The organism is Alsobacter soli (genome assembly GCF_003004785.1).
Taxonomy (GTDB): domain Bacteria; phylum Pseudomonadota; class Alphaproteobacteria; order Rhizobiales; family Beijerinckiaceae; genus Alsobacter; species Alsobacter soli.
Genome location: NZ_PVZS01000011.1, coordinates 85,890 through 104,400 on the forward strand (window position 1 = coordinate 85,890; position 18,511 = coordinate 104,400).

General features: G+C 65.7%; 20 protein-coding genes. 10 read left to right on the top strand and 10 right to left on the bottom strand.

Annotated elements, in window-relative coordinates:
* From SLNSH_RS11915 to hemE, 8 genes are all read right to left on the bottom strand, one after another.
* Entirely contained in the window at positions 1–870 is an 870-nt protein-coding gene (locus SLNSH_RS11915; RefSeq protein ID WP_106337214.1) for a ParB/RepB/Spo0J family partition protein, read from the bottom strand.
* Between the two features lie 25 nt (positions 871–895).
* Entirely contained in the window at positions 896–1,735 is an 840-nt protein-coding gene (locus SLNSH_RS11920; RefSeq protein WP_106337215.1) for a ParA family protein, read from the bottom strand.
* 20 nt (positions 1,736–1,755) lie between these two features.
* A complete protein-coding gene (rsmG, locus tag SLNSH_RS11925; protein ID WP_106337216.1) occupies positions 1,756–2,388 on the bottom strand; it encodes a 16S rRNA (guanine(527)-N(7))-methyltransferase RsmG in 633 nt (210 codons plus the stop codon).
* Positions 2,385–4,253, bottom strand: coding sequence for a tRNA uridine-5-carboxymethylaminomethyl(34) synthesis enzyme MnmG (gene mnmG, locus SLNSH_RS11930; protein WP_106337217.1), 1,869 nt, complete (start codon positions 4,251–4,253; stop codon positions 2,385–2,387). The genes rsmG and mnmG overlap by 4 nt, the downstream gene beginning before the upstream one ends.
* Before the next feature lie 70 nt (positions 4,254–4,323).
* Positions 4,324–5,652 carry a tRNA uridine-5-carboxymethylaminomethyl(34) synthesis GTPase MnmE gene (gene mnmE / locus SLNSH_RS11935; RefSeq protein ID WP_106337218.1) on the bottom strand — a complete coding sequence of 443 codons (1,329 nt, stop codon included), beginning with the start codon at positions 5,650–5,652 and terminating at the stop codon, positions 4,324–4,326.
* A 57-nt stretch (positions 5,653–5,709) separates the two neighbouring features.
* Entirely contained in the window at positions 5,710–6,975 is a 1,266-nt protein-coding gene (gene rho / locus SLNSH_RS11940) for a transcription termination factor Rho (protein WP_106337219.1), read from the bottom strand.
* Between the two features lie 217 nt (positions 6,976–7,192).
* Positions 7,193–7,618 carry a protoporphyrinogen oxidase HemJ gene (gene hemJ / locus SLNSH_RS11945; protein WP_106337220.1) on the bottom strand — a complete coding sequence of 142 codons (426 nt, stop codon included), beginning with the start codon at positions 7,616–7,618 and terminating at the stop codon, positions 7,193–7,195.
* Positions 7,615–8,667 carry a uroporphyrinogen decarboxylase gene (hemE, locus tag SLNSH_RS11950; protein ID WP_280954470.1) on the bottom strand — a complete coding sequence of 351 codons (1,053 nt, stop codon included), beginning with the start codon at positions 8,665–8,667 and terminating at the stop codon, positions 7,615–7,617. Before hemE ends, hemJ begins: the two co-directional genes overlap by 4 nt.
* A gap of 404 nt (positions 8,668–9,071) precedes the next feature.
* Between hemE and SLNSH_RS11955 the strand changes: the two genes are divergently transcribed.
* From SLNSH_RS11955 to dnaQ, 5 genes are read left to right on the top strand one after another with little or no spacing between them, the layout of a single operon-like run.
* Entirely contained in the window at positions 9,072–9,902 is an 831-nt protein-coding gene (locus tag SLNSH_RS11955; protein ID WP_106337307.1) for a pyruvate, water dikinase regulatory protein, read from the top strand.
* A gap of 1 nt (position 9,903) precedes the next feature.
* Complete coding sequence (locus SLNSH_RS25370) at positions 9,904–10,527, top strand: Maf family protein (RefSeq protein WP_245422282.1); 624 nt, start codon at positions 9,904–9,906, stop codon at positions 10,525–10,527.
* Entirely contained in the window at positions 10,524–11,372 is an 849-nt protein-coding gene (locus SLNSH_RS11960) for a shikimate dehydrogenase (protein ID WP_245422283.1), read from the top strand. The genes SLNSH_RS25370 and SLNSH_RS11960 overlap by 4 nt, the downstream gene beginning before the upstream one ends.
* Complete coding sequence (gene coaE, locus SLNSH_RS11965; RefSeq protein WP_106337222.1) at positions 11,369–11,995, top strand: dephospho-CoA kinase; 627 nt, start codon at positions 11,369–11,371, stop codon at positions 11,993–11,995. The genes SLNSH_RS11960 and coaE overlap by 4 nt, the downstream gene beginning before the upstream one ends.
* An 8-nt stretch (positions 11,996–12,003) precedes the next feature.
* The gene (gene dnaQ / locus SLNSH_RS11970; RefSeq protein WP_106337223.1) at positions 12,004–12,732 is read left to right on the top strand and encodes a DNA polymerase III subunit epsilon; all 729 of its coding nucleotides are present in this window, start codon (positions 12,004–12,006) and stop codon (positions 12,730–12,732) included.
* Between the two features lie 73 nt (positions 12,733–12,805).
* On the opposite strand, the gene secB is transcribed toward dnaQ, so the two are convergent.
* Positions 12,806–13,291, bottom strand: coding sequence for a protein-export chaperone SecB (gene secB / locus SLNSH_RS11975; RefSeq protein WP_106337224.1), 486 nt, complete (start codon positions 13,289–13,291; stop codon positions 12,806–12,808).
* Between the two features lie 201 nt (positions 13,292–13,492).
* Between secB and SLNSH_RS11980 the strand changes: the two genes are divergently transcribed.
* The 5 genes from SLNSH_RS11980 to SLNSH_RS12000 all read left to right on the top strand — a co-directional run bounded on the left by SLNSH_RS11980 (position 13,493) and on the right by SLNSH_RS12000 (position 17,412).
* Positions 13,493–14,200, top strand: a complete 708-nt coding sequence (locus SLNSH_RS11980) for a Tim44/TimA family putative adaptor protein (RefSeq protein WP_106337225.1) — start codon at positions 13,493–13,495, stop codon at positions 14,198–14,200.
* 94 nt (positions 14,201–14,294) lie between these two features.
* Positions 14,295–15,410 (top strand): murein transglycosylase A, encoded by a 1,116-nt coding sequence (mltA, locus tag SLNSH_RS11985; protein ID WP_245422291.1) that lies wholly within the window; start codon positions 14,295–14,297, stop codon positions 15,408–15,410.
* On the top strand, positions 15,407–15,979 hold the full coding sequence (locus SLNSH_RS11990) for a Smr/MutS family protein (protein ID WP_106337227.1): 573 nt from the start codon (positions 15,407–15,409) through the stop codon (positions 15,977–15,979). The genes mltA and SLNSH_RS11990 overlap by 4 nt, the downstream gene beginning before the upstream one ends.
* Positions 15,976–16,347 (top strand): helix-turn-helix domain-containing protein, encoded by a 372-nt coding sequence (locus SLNSH_RS11995; RefSeq protein WP_106337228.1) that lies wholly within the window; start codon positions 15,976–15,978, stop codon positions 16,345–16,347. Before SLNSH_RS11990 ends, SLNSH_RS11995 begins: the two co-directional genes overlap by 4 nt.
* A gap of 66 nt (positions 16,348–16,413) precedes the next feature.
* A complete protein-coding gene (locus SLNSH_RS12000) occupies positions 16,414–17,412 on the top strand; it encodes an adenosine kinase (protein ID WP_106337229.1) in 999 nt (332 codons plus the stop codon).
* A 112-nt stretch (positions 17,413–17,524) separates the two neighbouring features.
* On the opposite strand, the gene coaA is transcribed toward SLNSH_RS12000, so the two are convergent.
* On the bottom strand, positions 17,525–18,487 hold the full coding sequence (gene coaA, locus SLNSH_RS12005; RefSeq protein WP_106337230.1) for a type I pantothenate kinase: 963 nt from the start codon (positions 18,485–18,487) through the stop codon (positions 17,525–17,527).
* Positions 18,488–18,511: the final 24 nt, after the last annotated feature.

The following is an 18,511-nucleotide window of genomic DNA, read 5'->3' on the forward strand; positions in this document are numbered from 1 at the left end:
TCAGTCCCTCAGGCGACGGCACAGCGTGTCCAGCTGGTCCAAAGTCTTGTACCGGATCTTGACCTCGCCCCCCCGGCTGCCGTGCTGGATGGTCACCACCATGCCGAGCACGTCTTCAAGCGCCTTCTCCAGCGCCCGGGTATCCGGGTCCTTCTCCGGCCTCTGTCGCCTGGGAGCAGCCCCAGCATCGGCCTGGGCCTCCTGGGACATCTTCTCGACGTCGCGGACGTTCAGCCCCTTCTCGACGATGCGCTTGGCCGCGGCTTCCGGATCCGGCATCGTGAGCAGGGCCCGGGCGTGCCCGGCCGTCAGCTGGCCCTCGGAGACCATGGCTTTCACCGGCTCAGGCAGCTTGAGAAGGCGCATGGTGTTCGCCACATGGCTGCGGCTCTTGCCGATGATCTTCGCCAGGTCCTGTTGCGAGTAGTTGAACTCGGTCGCCAGTTGCTCGTAACCGAGCGCCTCTTCCAGCGCGTTGAGGTCCGCCCGTTGGACGTTTTCGACAATGGCGAGTTCAAGCGCTTCGCGATCAGTGGCTTCGATCAGGATGATCGGCGCCTCATGGAGACCTGCCCGCTGGGCAGCCCGCCAGCGGCGCTCGCCCGCGATGATCTCGTAGACATCCGCCATTCCGGGGAGCGTGCGGACGAGGATCGGCTGGATGATCCCCTTCTCGCGAATGGAGGCTGCAAGGTCCTCCAAGTCACTTTCCTCGAAGGTCTTGCGAGGATTGCGCGGGTTCGGCCGCAGGAATTCGATGGGAACGCGGCGTTGCCCTTTGGCGCGATCGACCGCCGCGACCTCGTCCCCCACGTCTCCAATGAGCGCGGCGAGCCCTCGGCCGAGCCGGGACCGTGCTTCTTCAGCCATGTTTCTCTCCTGTGGGCGCGCCGACCTAGGCTGCGTGCAACGCGCGCTCGCGCTGGATGACCTCCGAGGCGAGCTTTAGATAGGCTTGCGACCCCGTGCATTTGAGGTCGTAGAGCAGCACTGGCTTCCCGTAGGACGGGGCCTCTGAAACGCGAACATTTCGGGGGATGACGGTGTCGTACACCTTGTCGCCCATGAACTCGCGCACGTCCTGGACCACTTGGGTCGAGAGATTGTTTCGGGGATCAAACATCGTGAGCACGATGCCGTGGATGCTCAAGGAGGGGTTCAGGGCAGCGCGGACCTGCTCAACGGTCTTGAGCAGCTGGCTAAGACCTTCGAGGGCGAAGAACTCGCACTGAAGCGGGACAAGCACCGCTCCAGCGGCGACCATGGCGTTGATCGTGAGCAGGTTCAACGAAGGGGGGCAGTCGACAAGGATATAGGTAAAGCACTCCTCGCCAGCCGCGAGTTGGGTCGCATGAAGGGCGGAGATGGCGTTCCTCAACCGATGGGCTCGATCCCGTTCGCTCGCGATCTCGAGCTCCACCCCGAGAAGGTCCAGAGTCGACGGCGCAACGGACAGGCGCGGAACGGCTGTCTCCTGGACCGCCTCGTGCAGCATCGATTCTCCGATAAGCACGTTGTAGGTCGACCGCCTGCGGCTCTTGCGGTCAATACCCAAGCCCGTCGACGCGTTGCCCTGAGGATCCAGATCGACGATCAGAACGCGCTCTCCTATTGCGGCCAGCGCAGTGCCGAGATTAATGGCTGTCGTCGTTTTTCCGACCCCGCCTTTCTGGTTAGCCAGGGCCAGCACGCGAGGCCGGTCACCGGAACGACTGAGACGTATGGAGTCGGTCATGTCCGCACCTTCTCAAAAGGCTATGTGGCGCGGCGAACGTCTGAAATCAGCAGGATTCGGGCCTTCGAATCGGTACAGCTCGCCTTCACCGAGGCCTGGAATGTCCAATATTTAGAGGCGTCGGTCAATTCGCGCTCTACATCTTGGCCCTTGGGGAAGACCCCTACCACGGGTCCTGTCAACAGCTCATTTGTGAGATCCAGCAGACCACTAAGCGGAGCCAGCGCTCGAGCCGTGACGCCCTCCACCTGCCCGATAAGGGTGGGGAGTACGTCTTCAATGCGATCATTATGGACCCGAACCGGAAGCGACAGACGGCGAGAAACATCCCTGAGGAAAGCGCATTTCCGACTGTTGCTCTCCACCAGATGAATCAATGCGCCCTGCTGCTCACGAAGGAGGATTGCGAGCACGAGGCCAGGAAATCCGGCGCCCGAACCGATGTCAACCAGGCGTGCGGCCGTCCCGAGAAGCGGAAGTAGCTGAGCGCTATCCTCCACGTGTCGACTCCAGACATTGTCGAGGGTCTTCGGCCCAACCAGATTCTTGACCTTCTGCCAGATCACGAGTTGATCAACATAGACCTGAAGCGCCTCTTCCGTTTCACGTGAAACACGCAGTCGATCCAAAACCTCGCGCACAACACCCGTCATAACGCCTCCGAATCGATATGACAGCGGCGAACATGGGCCGCGACAATCGCTAGAGCGGCAGGGGTCATTCCCTCGAGTCGGGCCGCTTGGCCGAGGCTTTCTGGACGAACCTGGCTTAGGCGGTTCTGAAGCTCCGCTGAGAGTCCCGGCAATCCTGAGAAGCGGAGGGATGGCGGAATGACCGCGGACTCATCTCGCCTGAATGCTTCAATGTCCTTGCGCTGTCGGTCGAGGTAGACGGCGTACATGGCATCGACCGTCAGCTTCTCCCGAACACTCAACGGCGCTCTCCCGAGGTCCGGCCAAATCTTCTCGAGATCGGACCACGAAATCGTCGGATAGGATAGAAGATCGAAAGCGCTCCTGGTCGCGCCATCCTGGTTGAGCCGCAAGCCCAGCCGCGCGCCAGCCGCGGATGTCAGAGTCAGCACATCAAGTTGATGGCGCCAACGAGCCAGGAGTTCTGCCTTCTGGCGATAGGCCGTCGAGCGCTCTGTCCCGACCACCCCAACCGTCGAGCCCCACTCAGTCAGCCGCTCGTCCGCATTGTCGGCCCTGAGGGACAGGCGATACTCGGCCCGCGACGTAAACATGCGGTACGGTTCAGTAACGCCCCTGGTCACCAGGTCGTCAATCATTACGCCGAGGTAGCAGCGCGTCCGGTCAATGCAGACAGGCTCTCTGCCACCGGCCCGGAGCGCAGCGCAAATCCCTGCGAAAACGCCCTGAGCCGCAGCCTCTTCATAGCCGGTTGTCCCATTGATCTGACCGGCGAGGAACAGACCCCGGCAGGCGGAAACCTCAAGCGTCGCTCGAAGCTGCCGCGGATCGACGTAGTCGTACTCAATCGCATATCCCGGCCGCAGCATCACTGCATGCTCCAGACCCGGAATGCTGGCGATCACTGCCTTTTGGACGTCCCGCGGCAGCGACGTTGAAATGCCATTCGGATAGACCGTGTCGTCGTCCAGCCCCTCCGGCTCCAGAAAGATCTGGTGTTTTGTTCTGTCGGCGAATCGAACGACTTTGTCTTCGATGGAGGGGCAGTATCGAGGCCCCCGCCCTTGGATCGCCCCTGAGAAGAGGGGTGACCTGGCAAGGTTCTCACGAATGATCGCGTGGGTGCGTTCAGTGGTTGAGGTGACCCCGCAAGCGACCTGTTGGACCTCGATACGGTCCGTCATGGTCGAGAACGGCTCAGGCGGATCATCTCCCGCCTGACTGTCCAAATCCTTCCAAGCAATCGTGCGACCGTCCAGACGAGCTGGGGTCCCCGTCTTGAGACGTCCCATGGAGAGGCCTAGCGCGGCTATGGAATGCGCCAGCGCCACTGCTGGCGCTTCGCCGACCCGGCCCGCCGACCAACGCTCGTCACCCAGGTGGATGAGGCCGTTCAGGAATGTGCCCGTCGTGATCACGACGGCGGGAGCGCAAAGCCTTCGCCCGTCGCCCAAATTCAAGCCTTGCACTTCTCCCTTGGCGGTGACCAGACCGGCCGCTTCACCTTCGATGACCGATAGACCGGCAGTCTCAAGGAGGAGATCCTGCACAGCTTTCTTGTACAGCTTGCGATCCGCTTGCGCTCGCGGACCTCGTACGGCGGGCCCCTTCCTACGGTTCAGAACGCGAAACTGGATTCCACCACGATCGGCGGCGCGCGCCATGATGCCATCGAGAGCGTCGATTTCTCGGACCAGGTGCCCCTTTCCCAGGCCTCCGATTGCCGGGTTGCAGGACATCTCTCCGACAGTCGCGAACCGGTGGGTGACCAAGGCGGTGCGAGCGCCCATGCGCGCCGCGGCCGCCGCTGCTTCAACCCCGGCGTGCCCGCCGCCGACAACGATGACATCAAAGATGGTGTTCATGGGCGTTCTACATAAGGGTGCCGGATGCCGGACGCCACCGCGCATACCAGGCCGGCATGTTCCACGTGAATCACTTGCCGATGCAGAAGCTTGCAAAGAGCCGATCCAGTACGTCCTCAGGTCCGACGAAGCCTAGCAACTCGTCCAGAGCGCGCAGGGCAAGCCGGATATCTTCTGCAACGAATTCGAGTGGCCCACCGACCCGCAGGGTCGCGAGCGCCTGATCGAGGTGGGGTCGTGCACTCTCGAGCGCGACGCGATGGCGCGCCCGGGTCAGCAGAGCCCCTTCCGGATTCGCAAGGCGCCGCACCTGCTCGGACAAGTTGGCGCGCAACTCATCCATTCCCCGACCGGTCAGGACTGAGATGCAAAGCCCGGATCCTGCCGAAAGTGTCGTGACCGAATCGCTCTTGCTGCGCAGCGGGATCACGACCGCCGAACCCGTCGGGACGTTTGGCTCTGATCCGTCCGGGTCCAGCCACAGCACAATGTCAGTGCTCTGGGCCCTCTGGCGAGCGCGCTCGACCCCAATGCGCTCAACGGGATCAGCAGTATCGCGCAAACCCGCTGTATCAACGAGGCGCACGGGTATGCCGTCGAGCTCGATGTCCACCTCGACGAAATCCCTGGTCGTTCCAGGGATTTCCGTGACGATGGCGGCGTCCCGTCCGGCCCACCAATTGAGCAGCGTCGACTTCCCCGCATTGGGAGGGCCCGCCACGACCACGGTCACCCCATCCCGGATGCGCTCGGCGCCGTGGAAGCCGAGCTGGACCTTGATGTCCGCGTGAACACGGGCAAGGGGCGCCTCGGCCTGATTGGCGCTACCCGACACGTCAGCCTCATCGGAGAAGTCGAGATCGGCTTCGATCAGGGCCAAAGCTTCGGTTAGCGCGTCTTTCCATGATCCGACCCGCTCCGAAAGCGCGCCGTCGAATTGCCGAAGAGCCTGCAGCCGCTGCTGTTCCGTTTCCGAATCGATCAGGTCCGCAATGGCTTCCGCCTGCGTCAGGTCGAGCTTTCCATTGAGCAGGGCGCGGCGTGTGAACTCGCCGGGGCGCGCGGGCCTCAGACCGGGAAGTTGTCCCAAGGTGCGAAGCAGGCCGGCGACGACCGCCTGACCACCATGGATCTGGAACTCAGCTACGTCCTCGCCGGTGAAGCTGGCCGGGGCTTCGAAAAACAGGACCAGGCCCCGATCGATCAACTGGCCAGCTTGGTCGTTTAAGGGGCGCAGCGCAGCCACTCGCGCCCGTGGCTGCAGGCCGGCGACGGTCCGGACGACGGCGGCCGCTTCCGGCCCGGAGACCCGAATCACGGCAAGAGCGGCGCGCCCGGCGCCGCTCGACAGAGCGAAGATCGTATCGTCGCTGAAGGCATGGCGCGCCGAAGCCGTCATGCGGGGCCTCCCGGGACGAGGTGCAGCGTTTGTCCGAAACCGCCGCGACCGCCTCGATCAGGTGTTCATGGAATCGAAGAAGTCGGCGTTCGTCTTGGTCTGGCGCAGCTTGTCGAGGAGGAACTCGATCGCGTCCACCGTGCCCATCGGGTTGAGGATGCGGCGCAGCACATACATCTTCTTGAGCACGTCAGGCGGGACCAGCAGCTCTTCCTTGCGGGTGCCCGAGCGGGTGATGTCCAGGGCCGGGAACACGCGCTTGTCCGAGACCTTGCGGTCCAGAATGATCTCGGAGTTACCGGTGCCCTTGAACTCCTCGAAGATCACTTCGTCCATGCGGCTGCCCGTGTCGATGAGCGCGGTCGCGATGATGGTCAGCGAGCCGCCTTCCTCGATGTTGCGCGCCGCGCCGAAAAAGCGCTTCGGCCTCTGCAGAGCGTTGGCGTCCACGCCGCCGGTCAGCACCTTGCCGGAGGACGGCACGACCGTGTTGTAGGCGCGGCCCAGGCGGGTGATCGAGTCCAGCAGGATCACCACGTCGCGTCCGTGCTCCACCAGGCGCTTCGCCTTCTCGATGACCATCTCTGCCACCTGGACGTGCCGGGAGGCGGGCTCGTCGAAAGTCGAGGACACCACCTCGCCGCGCACCGAGCGCTGCATATCCGTGACTTCCTCCGGCCGCTCGTCGATCAGCAGCACGATGAGGTAGCACTCGGGATGGTTGGTGGTGATCGACTGGGCCACGTTCTGCAGCAGCACCGTCTTGCCGGTGCGCGGCGGCGCGACAATCAGGCCGCGCTGTCCCTTGCCGATAGGCGACACGATGTCGATAATCCGCGGCGAGTAATCCTTGCGGGTCGGATCCTCGATTTCGAGCTTCAGCCGCTGGTTGGGATAAAGCGGCGTGAGGTTGTCGAAGTTGACCTTGTGACGGGCCTTCTCCGGATCCTCGAAATTGATCGTGTTGACCTTGAGCAGCGCGAAGTAGCGCTCGCCCTCCTTTGGGCTGCGGATCTGCCCTTCGACGGTGTCACCGGTGCGCAAGCCGAAGCGACGGATCTGGGACGGAGAGACGTAGATGTCGTCCGGCCCCGCAAGATAGTTCGAGTCAGGCGATCGCAGGAACCCGAACCCGTCGGGCAGGACCTCCACCACGCCCTCGCCGATGATCTCGACCTCGTTGGACGCGAGCTGCTTCAGGATGGCGAACATCAGCTCCTGCTTGCGCATGGTGCCGGCGTTCTCGACCTGCAGTTCCTCTGCGAAGGCGAGCATCTCCGTCGGGGACTTCGCCTTGAGGTCCTGAAGCTTGATTTCCCGCATGGGTATGTCCTGGGAGTCGCGGCCCGCGTCAGCGGGCGTCGGCGAGCGGTGGGTTGAGGAAAACGTGGGACCGAATGGGTCGGTTCCTGCGGTGGCGTCGGCCGATACATCGGCGGTGCCGATGCGGAGCGCGAACCAAACCACTCAAGGGAGGCGGATTGACGGATACTCGCTTTTCCGGCGGGACACAAGCCCCGCCGGAGTCGCCGCACGTCTATCAGAAGGGCTTCACGATCACCAGGATCACGATCCCGATCATCAGCACCGTCGGGATCTCGTTGATCACCCGGTAGTATTTGGCGGAGCGCTGGTTCCGGTCGGCGGCGAAGTCCTTGACGTAGCGGGCCAGCATCCCGTGGACGCCGGACATGATCAGCACCAGGGCGAACTTGCCGTGGAACCAGCCGGCGCGCCACCAGCCGCCCTGCCACACCAGCCAGAGGCCGGCGAGCCAGGCCACGATCATGGCCGGGTTGATGATCGCCTTCAGGAGCCGCCGCTCCATGATTTTGAAGGTCTCGGACTTGTCGGAGCCCTTCACCGCGTCCGCGTGGTAGACGAACAGGCGCGGCAGATAGAGCATGCCGGCCATCCAGGCGATGATGGACACGACATGCAGCGCCTTCACCCATTCGTACGTCACGCAGTCTCTCCCCGCACCAGCTTCACCAACTTGCCGACATTCTCGACCGGCGTCTCGGGCACGATTCCATGCCCCAGGTTGAAGATATGCGGGCCGCTGGAAAATGCGGCGAGCACGTCCCTAACCCCTTCCTCCAGCGCCTGGCCGCCCGCCACGACCGTCAAGGGATCAAGATTGCCCTGCACCGGCTTGAGCGCCTGGACGTTCTCCGCCGCCCACGCGCCGTTGACCGCCCAGTCCAGCGCGACGGCGTCCGCGCCCGTCCGTTCGGCCGTCAGCCGGTGGCCTGCTCCCGCCGCGCGGGTGAACACGATGATGCGCGCGTGCGGAACCTGGGCCCTCACGCCGTCCACGATGCGGCGGATCGGCTGAAGGGACCAGCGCTCGAAGCCGGACGCGGTGAGCGCCCCCGCGAAGCTCTCGAAGATCTGCACGGCATCTACGCCGGCCTGGAACTGCCGCACCAGGTAGCGGATCGACGCCTCGACCAGCCGGTCAATCAGGGCGACCAGGAAATCCGGGTCCCGATAGGCGAGCAGACGGGAGGGCGCCAGCTCGGGTGTCCCCTTGCCGGCGATCATGTAGCTCGCGACGGTCCAGGGAGCCCCGCAGAAGCCCAGGAACGTGGTCTCCGGGCCAAGGCCGGCCCTGACCCGCTCGATGGCCTCGAACACGGGCGAAAGGCGTTCCAGGTCGATCTCGTCGGCCAGGCGAGAGAGACCGCCGTCCAGCGTGATCGGATGCAGACGAGGCCCTTCGCCCTCCGCGAAGGTCACTTCCTGCCCGAGGGCGTCCGGCACCACCAGGATGTCGGAGAAGAGAATCGCCGCGTCGAACCCGAAGCGACGGATCGGCTGGAGAGTGGCTTCGGCGGCCTTAACGGGTGAGTAACAGAATTCCATGAAGGATGCGGTCGTGGCCCGCAGCTCCCGGTATTCCGGCAGATAGCGTCCCGCCTGCCGCATGATCCAGATCGGCGGCTTGGGGAGCCGTTCACCGGCCAGCACCCGGAGGAGCGGTTTGCCGCCCGGGAGAGAGGATGAGCTCACTTCCAAATATCCTTTCTAAGACTCTTATTTTTGTCCTTTCTCTTAGACTGCCCGCCTGCGGAACGCCACGCTCTCCACAGGTCGGACACAGGTTGCCGGCGTCATCGCCAAGCACGGCTGCCCGCCGTCGTGAGGAGCGCGAACCGGGCAGGTTGTTAACGATTCATTAAGGGCCGCTTGGCTTGGGGGTCGATGGCGCTGCGCTTGCACCGGCCGTTAACGAATCCTTCATCCACCTGTGTGGGCATCTCGAGCCGGATTCAGGCCCCGCCGTCTTCGGCTGTTGATCGTTCTCCGTGCTCTTGCCAGATTGCCCCCAGCGGCCGGTTGGGCCATGAGATTTGTCCACACCGTCCACAATGGCCCACAGGGGTGTGGATGAGGCCGGCGGAAGGATCGCCCTCTTGGGACGCAGCTATTTCCACCTCCACCTGGTGTCCGACGCGACGGGCGAGACGCTGATCGCGGTCAGCCGGGCCGCGGCGGCCCAGTATCAGGGCATCTCGGCCATCGAGCACGTTTATCCGCTGGTGAGAACGTCGACCCAGCTGGAGCGGGTGCTGGGCGAGCTCGAGGCCGCGCCCGGGATGGTGCTCTACACGCTTGTGGAGCCTGAGCTGGCCGGCCGCCTCGAGGAAGCCTGCCGGGAATTCGGGTGCCCCTGCCTGTCCGTCCTGGACCCGGTGCTGAGCATGTTCCAGTCCTACCTCGGCACGGTCTCGACCCATCGCCCCGGGGCCCAGCATGTCCTTAACGGCGACTACTTCAAGCGCATCGACGCGCTGAACTACACCATGATGCATGACGACGGCGCCTTGCCGGAGGATCTGGAAACCGCCGACATCATCCTCATTGGCGTCAGTCGCACGTCGAAGACGCCCACGAGCATCTATCTGGCGAACCGCGGCATCAAGACCGCGAACATCCCTCTGGTGCCCGGGATTTCGCTGCCGCCGGGGCTGGAGCACGTCAAGCATCCTCTGGTGGTCGGACTCGTCGCGAGCCCCGAGCGCATCGTCCAGATCCGGCAGAACCGGTTGCTGACCCTGAACGCCTCGGACCAGACTCCCTACGTGGACAAGACGGCCGTGACGGAGGAGGTCGCGCTGTCGCGCAAGCTCTGCGCGCGGCACAATTGGCCCATCATCGACGTGACCCGACGGTCCATCGAAGAGACCGCCGCAGCGATCATGGACCACCTCAAGCGCCACCGCCTGCAATTCATCGTGGAGTGACATGAGCGGCGCCCTTCTTTGGACGGCCGACGAGCCGCTCGTTCTGGCGTCCCGCAGCGCCGCCCGTATCGCCATCCTCTCGGCGGCCGGCATCCCCCTGGAAGCCCTGGCGGCCGATATCGACGAGCGAGCGGCTGAACAATTGGCCCGCGACCAGGGCGCTGACCCCGCTGGGGTGGCCTTGAGCCTGGCTCGCGCCAAGGCTGCTGCGGTGTCGGGGCTTCGTCCCGGGCGTCTCGTGCTGGGCGCCGACCAGACGCTGGCCTGCGACGGGGCGGCTTTCCACAAGCCGGCTGACAGGGCCGAAGCCGAGGAACAGCTGCGAATGCTGTCCGGGAAACGCCACGCTCTGCGTTCTGCCGCCGCGGTGGTGAAAGATGGCAAGGTGCTGTTCGAAACGGCGTCGACGGCATGGCTTACTGTGCGCGCATTGTCGGAAGGCATGATCGCGCGCTATCTGGACGCCGCTGGAGACGCGCCACTCGCCAGCGTCGGCGCTTATCAACTCGAAGGCCTCGGCATTCATCTGTTCGAGGCCATCGAGGGCGATCACTTCACGATCCTGGGACTGCCGCTCATGCCGTTGCTCGCCTTTTTCCGCCAGCTTGGGGTCGTCCCGCAGTGACCCGTCCCGAGCCTCGCGCCTGCATCGTTGGGTGGCCCGCCAAGCACTCCCGCTCCCCCTTGATCCACGGCTACTGGCTCAAGACCTTGGGATTGCCCGGATCCTATGGGGTCGAGGAGGTCGCGCCGGGCGATATGGTGGGATTTCTCCGAACCCTGCAGGCGCGGGGGTATGTCGGCTGCAACGTCACGGTGCCGCACAAGGAGACCGCCTATCGGACCGTCGAGGTCCTGACGGACCGCGCCCGGGCCTTGCAGGCCGTCAACACGGTCTGGATCGAAAGGGGAGTCCTGCACGGAGACAACACCGATATCGTGGGCTTCCTGGCCAGCCTTGATGCCGGCGCCCCTGGCTGGGACCGCAAGGCGGCGCACGCGGTCGTGCTCGGCGCCGGCGGGGCGTCTCGCGCCATCGTCGCCGGCCTGCTGGACCGGGGCGTCGAGTTGGTCACTGTCGTCAACCGGACCCGCGATCGGGCTGAGGCGCTGGCCGAATCCTTCGGGCGCCGAGTTCAGGCCGTTGGTTGGGAGTCCGTCGGCCAGCTTCTGCCGCCGGCGGACCTCCTCGTAAACACGACCTCGCTCGGGATGAAGGGCCAGCCGCCGCTCGACATAGACCTGGATGGCCTGAAGGAGAGCGCGGTCGTTACGGACATCGTCTACGTCCCGCTGGAGACGGCTCTGCTGGCCCAGGCACGGTCCAGGGGACACCAGGTGGTGGACGGATTGGGCATGCTGCTGCACCAGGCTGCCGCTGGATTCGAGCACTGGTTCGGGCGCCGCCCGGAGGTGACCCCGGAGCTGCGGCAGGTGATCGTAGACGATCTGGCGCGAGCCCCGGGATGACCTTCATCCTCGGCCTGACTGGCTCGATCGGCATGGGGAAATCGGCCACGGCCGGCTTCTTTCGGGAGGCGGGCGTTCCCGTGTACGACGCCGATGCGTCCGTCCACGAACTGTATCGGGGAGAGGGAGCGCCGTTGATCGAGGCGGCGTTCCCGGGCGTCGTGCATGAGGGCGTGGTCGATCGGCAGGAACTGGGTCGCCGTGTGCTGGACGACCGGGCCGCGCTGAAACGTCTTGAGGACATCGTTCATCCTCTGGTGCGCCAGGCCGAAACCCGATTTCTCAAAGATGCAGCGGGAGCAAGCGCTCCGCTCGCCGTGCTCGACATCCCGCTGCTGTTCGAGACCGGCGGCGAGAGGCGCTGCGACGCCGTTCTTGTGGTCAGCGCGCCTGCGGCTGTGCAAAAGCAGAGGGTTCTCGCCCGGCCGGGCATGACCGAGGAGCGGTTCGCCGCCATTCTGGCCAAGCAGATGCCTGATTCGGACAAGCGCGCCCGGGCCCATTGGGTCGTCGACACGAGCCGCGGATTCGAGGAAGCGCGCCGCGGCGTGCTGGGTGTGATTCGGGCCTGCTCAGGCCGCCCCGGACGGGTGGCTGCGATGCGGTTGAGCCAATCCAGCTAGGACCCCGAATGAGCGCGCGCGAGATCGTCTTCGATACTGAGACTACCGGGCTCAGCCCTCTCGGCGGCGACCGCGTCGTCGAGATCGGCTGCGTGGAGTTGCTCAACCATGTGCCGACCGGGAACACGTTCCACGTCTACATCAATCCCGAGCGGGACATGCCGGCCGAGGCCTTCGCCGTGCATGGCCTTTCCAGCGAATTCCTGTCGGACAAACCGATTTTCGCCGCCGTGGCGGAGGACTTCGTCGCCTTTATCGGCGACGCCAAGATGGTGGCGCACAACGCGTCCTTCGACGTCAGCTTCCTGAACGCGGAGCTCGGCCGCCTGGGGCACGGGCCCATCGTGGCGGAGCGCGTGGTCGACACGCTGGCCATGGCGAAGCGGAAATTCCCCTTCGCGCCGGCGACCCTGGACGCCTTGTGCTCTCGCTTCGGGGTCGATACGTCCCGCCGCGTCAAGCACGGCGCCTTGCTCGACGCTGAACTCCTGGCCGAGGTCTACATCGAGCTTCTAGGCGGCCGGCAGGCCGACCTGGGTCTGGTGGCGGCCGGCGTCAAGACGGCGGTTGAACGGGCCACGATCAGCGTTCGGCAACTGGTGCGCCCCGAGCCTCTCCCGTCCCGCCTCACGGCGGCGGAGCTTGCCGCGCATGAAGGGTTTATCGCGACCCTGAAAGGCGAGATCGTGTGGAGGCAGTACCTGCCTGAGCCGGAGGCCGCCAAGGAAGCGTCCTGAGCGCGGCCGCTCGGGCCCAGCCAACAAAAAAGCCGGCGCGAAGCCGGCTTTTTCACGAGCGAAGCCGCTGGCGTCAGGCGTTCGCGGGCTGGCCTTGCCCGACCTCGGCGATGCGCTGGCGGAACAGCGCCGCGAAATCGATCGGGTCGATGAACAGGGGCGGGAAGCCGCCGTTGCGCACCGCGTCCGCCACGATCTGGCGGGCGAACGGGAACAGCAGGCGCGGGCACTCGATCATCACGACCGGATGAACGTTCTCCTGCGGAATGTTCTGCACCCGGAAGATGCCGGCGTAGAGAAGCTCGAAGCTGAACAGCAGGTTTGGAGCTTCGCCGGCCTTACCCTCGAGCGTCAGCTCGACCTCGAAATCCGTCTCGGCGATCTGCTTGGCGTTGACGTTCACCGAGATTGAGATCTGCGGCGGGTTCTCCTGGGGGGCCAGCGAACGGGGAGCGTTGGGGTTCTCGAACGAGAAATCCTTGATGTACTGGGCCAGCGCGTTGAGCGCGGGCGCGAGATCCTGCTCGGGAGCGCCGGCGGCGCCGTTTCCGTTGGCCATGGGAAGTCTCCTGCTGGCGCCCTCTCCGGGAGGGCGACGTTGTCCAAGCTGCGGCCGGCTGACGACGGCTCTTCGGGTCGCGGGCTAACACGGAATGGGCGCCCCCACAAGGCGGCGTGGGTGGAAGTCGGGCGCGGGAGAGTCCATATAGGGAGGCAGGGTTTTCGGCGCAGGGCCGAGGCGGCGCGAGACGTTTGGACGATGCAAGATTCCTTTGACCTCACGACCATCATTTTCCTGGCCTTGGCGGTCTTCGTGATCTGGCGTCTCCGCTCGGTCCTGGGAACGCGCACTGGCGCGGAGCGGCCGCCCATGGTGCGCCGACCCCAGCCGCAGGCGCCGGCGCCTGCCAACGACTCCAATGTCGTGCGCCTCGATCGGGCCGCCGACCAGCCCCAGCCTGCGACGGGCCAGCCGGATCCGGACCGATGGAAGGGTTTCGCCGAGGAGGGCACCCCCCTGGCGGCCTCCTTCGACGCGATCGCCGCCGCCGATGGCGGGTTTGATCCTCGCCAGTTCCGGGAAGGCGCCAAGGGCGCCTACGAGATGATCGTCACCGCCTTCGCCCAGGGCGATCGGAGGGCACTCAAGGACCTGCTGTCGAAGGACGTTTATGAGGGGTTCGTCAACGCCATCGCCGAGCGCGAAAAGCGCGGGGAGAAGGTGGAGACCACCTTCGTGTCCATCGACAAGGCGGAACTGGCTGACGCCCAACTGCGCGGCAAGAGCGCCCAGATCACCGTGCGCTTCCTGTCCAAGCTCATCACCGCCACCCGCGATCGCGCCGGAACCGTGATCGACGGCGACTCGGCGAAGGTCGTCGACGTGACGGATGTCTGGACGTTCGCCCGCGAGACCGGCTCTCGCGATCCCAACTGGAAGTTGGTCGCCACCGAAGCAGGTCACTGAGCCGCCCATGCCCCGCCTCGTTCAAGCCCTCGCTTTGGGCCTCGTCGGGGCGGCTGTGCTTGGGACCACGAGTCGTTCAGCTGAGTCTTCCGCCATGCCCGCCGCACCCCCCGCCATCCTTCCGGGCCCCGGCGGATCCAGCCTCGAGCCTTTGGGCTTCGACGAGATCCCCGGATGGGCCGCGGATGACCACGCCGCGGCCTACTCCACCTTTCTCCGAACGTGCCGGGGCGTCGCGGAACGCGGAGCGGTTCTTCGACCGGGTACGCCAGCGCCGGGCGCGCTGGTCGCGGTCTGCCGCCAGGCCTTGGCGGAAGGGGAAAAGGGCTCGTCAGCGGCCCGCGCGTTTTTCGAAAACCGGTTCACGGCCTACCGGGTTCGACCTGCTTCGGGAGAGGGCTTCCTGACGGGCTACTACGAGCCTGAAATGGAAGGCTCGCTGGTCCCGACGCAAGCCTTTGCGGTCCCCGTTCTGGCCAAGCCCGACGACTTGGTCTCCTTCCCCCAGGGCGGCGTCCCCGGCCTGGACCCTGCCCTCGCCGCCGCCCGCAAGGCCGGGGACGTCCTCGAGCCCTATCCCGATCGCGCCGCGATCTGGAACGGCGCCTTGTCCGGACGTGGGCTGGAGCTCCTGTATGTACGCGACGAGGTCGAACTCTTCCTGGCGCAGGTCCAGGGCTCGGCCCGGGTCCGCCTGTCGGACGGCTCCATTCGCCGACTCGTCTATGCGGGTCGGAACGGCCGGCCCTACACCTCCATCGGCAAGGTGATCGTGTCCGAAGGACACATGACCCTCGATGAAATGTCCCTGGAGAAGCTGAAAGCCTGGCTCCGCGCCAACCCGGCGGACGCGCGTCGGATCATGCGCCTCAACCAGTCCTATGTCTTCTTCGCCTTCGGGGAGGGGATGGATCCCGGCGCGGGTCCCATCGGCGCCGCCTCCGTCCCGCTCACACCGTTGCGGTCGATTGCGGTGGACCGGACTCTGTGGAGCTACGGCCTTCCCTTCTGGATCGACGCCGACCTCACCTCCGCGACAGGCAAGCCCTTCGCCCAGCTCATGATCGCCCAGGATACCGGCTCCGCCATCCTCGGGGCCGCGCGGGCCGACATCTTCTTCGGCTCCGGAGCTGCTGCGGGAACGCAGGCCGGCCTCGTGCGCCATGCGGGTCGCTTCGTGGTCCTCCTCCCACGGGAAGGAGCGCCATGAACCACCGCCGTCGCCGCTCCCTCACGAGTGACGAGGTGGCGCTCTGGGCCCATGTCACCCGCCATGTGAACCCGATGCCCGGTCAGGCCCGGGTGGAGCCGCCCCCCGCGCCAGAGCCGCCGGTTGCGGCCCCAACGCCTGGCTCCGCCCAGCCGCGCCAGCCTGAAAAACCGGCCCCGAAATCCCCCGCGCCAGCGTTGACCCCGCTTGCGCCGTTGGAGCGGCGACTCCGCCAACGCCTGTCCCGGGGCAGCCACCCGATCGACGCCGTCATCGATCTGCATGGCATGCGGCAGGCGGAGGCGCATGACGCATTGCGCGGTTTTCTGTACCGGGCCCAGGGTCAGGGGCACACGGTTGTGCTGGTCGTCACCGGCAAGGGTGGGGGCGCCGTGGACCGAGGAGGCCTGTTCGAGGAACGCGGCGTTCTCCGCCGCATCGTGCCCCACTGGCTTCGGCTACCCGATCTCCGCACCGTGGTCGTGGGATTCGAGGAGGCCGCGCAGCATCATGGCGGGACCGGGGCGCTCTACATCCGCATCCGCCGCCAGCGAGGCGGGACGCTATGACCCCCTTCGGCGCGCGCCTGCGGGAACTGAGGGCCGCGCGAGGCGTCGCCCTCAAGGACATGGCCGCCGCGCTCGGCGTCACGCCAACCTATCTGTCTGCGTTAGAGCATGGCCGCCGCGGCCGCCCCAACTGGGGCTTCGTCCAGCGCGTGATCCAGTATTTCAACATTATCTGGGATGACGCCGAGGAGCTGCTGCGGCTCGCCGACCTGTCGCATCCCCGCATCATCGTCGACACGGCCGGGCTTTCGCCAACCGCGACCCGCCTTGCGAATCGGCTGGCCCGCACGATCACCACGCTCGACGAAGCCGAGCTCGCCGCCATCGACGCGGTGCTGGACGGCGCCCAACGGCGCGCCCGCGGCTGACGACGCCTTGACCCTGGGCTGCCGGTGGGCGAAACGGGCGGCACGCAACTGAAAGGGCCGCCCTCCATGTCCTCTCCGCTCTACGACGTCCTCGGCCTCGGCAACGCCATCGTGGACGTCCTGGCCCGAACCGACGACGACTTTCTCGTGGCCAACAACCTCAACAAGGGCTCGATGCGGCTCATCGAGGAGGACGAGGCGGAGCGGTTGTTCAACGCCATGGGGCCCGCCACCGTGATCTCCGGCGGCTCGGTCGCGAACTCCATCGTGGGCGTCGCGTCCTTCGGTGGGCGGGGCGCCTATATCGGCAAGGTGAAGGCTGACGAGGTGGGCCGGCACTTCACGCACGACATCCGTGCCATCGGCGTGCATTTCCCGACCGCGCCGGCGACGGACGGACCGGCGACGGCCCGCAGCTTCATCCTGGTGACGCCGGACGGCGAGCGCACCATGAACACCTATCTGGGCGCTTGCCAGAACCTTCGGCCGGAGGACGTCGATGCCGAGGTCGTGGCTGCGTCCAGCATCGTCTATCTGGAAGGCTATCTCTGGGATCGTGACCACGCCAAGCAGGCCTTCCGGCACGCGGCGCAACTCGCCCACGCCGCCGGACGGCGCGTCGCCCTGACGCTCTCCGACAGTTTCTGTGTTGACCGCTACCGGGACGAATTTCTGGACCTGATGCGCACCGGCGCGCTCGACATTGTCTTCGCCAACGAGAGCGAGCTCAAGAGCCTCTACCAGACGGCCGACTTCGCGACCGCCGTCGCGGCGCTGCGCGACGAGAACCTGCTCGGAGTCGTGACCCGCTCGGAAGAGGGATGCCTTGTTGTGACGCGCGAGGAAACCCAGGCGGTGGACGCTTTCCCGATCGACAACCTGGTCGACACCACCGGGGCAGGGGACCTGTTCGCGGCCGGCTTCCTGTTCGGGGTCGCCCGAGACATGGATGCGGTCACATGCGCCCGCCTGGGTGGACTCGCCGCCGCGGAGGTGATCCAGCATGTCGGTGCGCGGCCTGAGGTGCGGCTGCTGGATCTGGCCCGGGACAATGGGCTGATCTGAGGATGCTTGCGATTCACGTGAAACAGCGCGAGCCCTTGGCGGCGCATCTTGGATTCACGTGAAACAGGGATGAGGGGCCGGGCTACGAGGAGTCGCGCCCTGCCCTGAGCGGTTAAAGCTTCCGCAGCGCCACCCGCTCGATCCGGTGGCTTGCGCCCTTGGTGAGGATAAGGCTGGCCCGGGGCCGCGTGGGAAGCACGTTTTCGCGCAAATTCGGCAGGTTCGTGCGATGCCAAATGGCCTTGGCCACGGCCTCGGCCTCTGCGTCCGTCAGGTCCGCATATTTCTGGAAGTAGGAGCGCGGGTCGCGGAACGCCGTCTGCCTCAAGGTCATGAAGCGGGACACGTACCACTTTTCGAGCAGGTCTTCTTCGGCGTCCAGGTAGACCGAGAAATCGAAGAAGTCGGACACGAACGGGACCGTCTTCCCGTCCCGCGACAGCCTGCTGGGCTGCAGAACGTTCAGCCCCTCGACGATGAGGATGTCCGGGCGGTCGACGGTGACGAAATCGTCCGGCATCACGTCATAGGTGAGGTGGGAATAGATCGGCGCCCGCACCTGGCGCTCCCCGGCCTTCACCTGGGAGAGGAAGCGGGTCAGCGCGAGCCCGTCATAGCTTTCCGGAAAGCCCTTCTTCTCCATCAGGCCTTCGCGCTGGAGCACCGCGTTCGGATAGAGGAATCCATCCGTGGTGACCAGGTCCACCTTGGGCGTGTTCGGCCAGCGCGACAGCAACGCGCGCAGCACGCGGGCGGTGGTCGACTTGCCGGCCGAAACGGATCCGGCGATGCCGATCACGTAGGGCACCTTCCCGTCCTCCGCGAGCAGGAAGCGCTGAGTCGCCTTGAACAGCCCCTGGGTGGCTGCGACGTAGAGTGACAGCAGGCGCGACAGCGGCAGGTAGATGGCCACGACCTCCTCGAGGGAGATCGGGTCATGCAGAGATTGCAGCTTGATCAGGTCCTCGACGCCGAGCGTCAGCGGCGTGTCCGCGCGCAACGCCGCCCACTCGTCCCGCGTGAACACGCGGTACGGCGAGAGCTCGTCCTGCCTGGGGGTGACGCGCTCGTTCATGCGCGCTCCTTGAATGGGGCGAGG

Excerpts from the sequence above, each read along its gene's own strand:
- SLNSH_RS11915 (WP_106337214.1), bottom strand. The coding sequence starts at position 870 with ATGGCTGAAGAAGCACGGTCCCGGCTCGGCCGAGGGCTCGCCGCGCTC.
- SLNSH_RS11920 (WP_106337215.1), bottom strand. The coding sequence starts at position 1,735 with ATGACCGACTCCATACGTCTCAGTCGTTCCGGTGACCGGCCTCGCGTG.
- rsmG (WP_106337216.1), bottom strand. The coding sequence starts at position 2,388 with ATGACGGGTGTTGTGCGCGAGGTTTTGGATCGACTGCGTGTTTCACGT.
- mnmG (WP_106337217.1), bottom strand. The coding sequence starts at position 4,253 with ATGAACACCATCTTTGATGTCATCGTTGTCGGCGGCGGGCACGCCGGG.
- mnmE (WP_106337218.1), bottom strand. The coding sequence starts at position 5,652 with ATGACGGCTTCGGCGCGCCATGCCTTCAGCGACGATACGATCTTCGCT.
- rho (WP_106337219.1), bottom strand. The coding sequence starts at position 6,975 with ATGCGGGAAATCAAGCTTCAGGACCTCAAGGCGAAGTCCCCGACGGAG.
- SLNSH_RS25370 (WP_245422282.1), top strand. The coding sequence starts at position 9,904 with ATGAGCGGCGCCCTTCTTTGGACGGCCGACGAGCCGCTCGTTCTGGCG.
- coaE (WP_106337222.1), top strand. The coding sequence starts at position 11,369 with ATGACCTTCATCCTCGGCCTGACTGGCTCGATCGGCATGGGGAAATCG.
- dnaQ (WP_106337223.1), top strand. The coding sequence starts at position 12,004 with ATGAGCGCGCGCGAGATCGTCTTCGATACTGAGACTACCGGGCTCAGC.
- secB (WP_106337224.1), bottom strand. The coding sequence starts at position 13,291 with ATGGCCAACGGAAACGGCGCCGCCGGCGCTCCCGAGCAGGATCTCGCG.
- SLNSH_RS11980 (WP_106337225.1), top strand. The coding sequence starts at position 13,493 with ATGCAAGATTCCTTTGACCTCACGACCATCATTTTCCTGGCCTTGGCG.
- mltA (WP_245422291.1), top strand. The coding sequence starts at position 14,295 with ATGCCCGCCGCACCCCCCGCCATCCTTCCGGGCCCCGGCGGATCCAGC.
- SLNSH_RS11990 (WP_106337227.1), top strand. The coding sequence starts at position 15,407 with ATGAACCACCGCCGTCGCCGCTCCCTCACGAGTGACGAGGTGGCGCTC.
- SLNSH_RS11995 (WP_106337228.1), top strand. The coding sequence starts at position 15,976 with ATGACCCCCTTCGGCGCGCGCCTGCGGGAACTGAGGGCCGCGCGAGGC.
- SLNSH_RS12000 (WP_106337229.1), top strand. The coding sequence starts at position 16,414 with ATGTCCTCTCCGCTCTACGACGTCCTCGGCCTCGGCAACGCCATCGTG.
- coaA (WP_106337230.1), bottom strand. The coding sequence starts at position 18,487 with ATGAACGAGCGCGTCACCCCCAGGCAGGACGAGCTCTCGCCGTACCGC.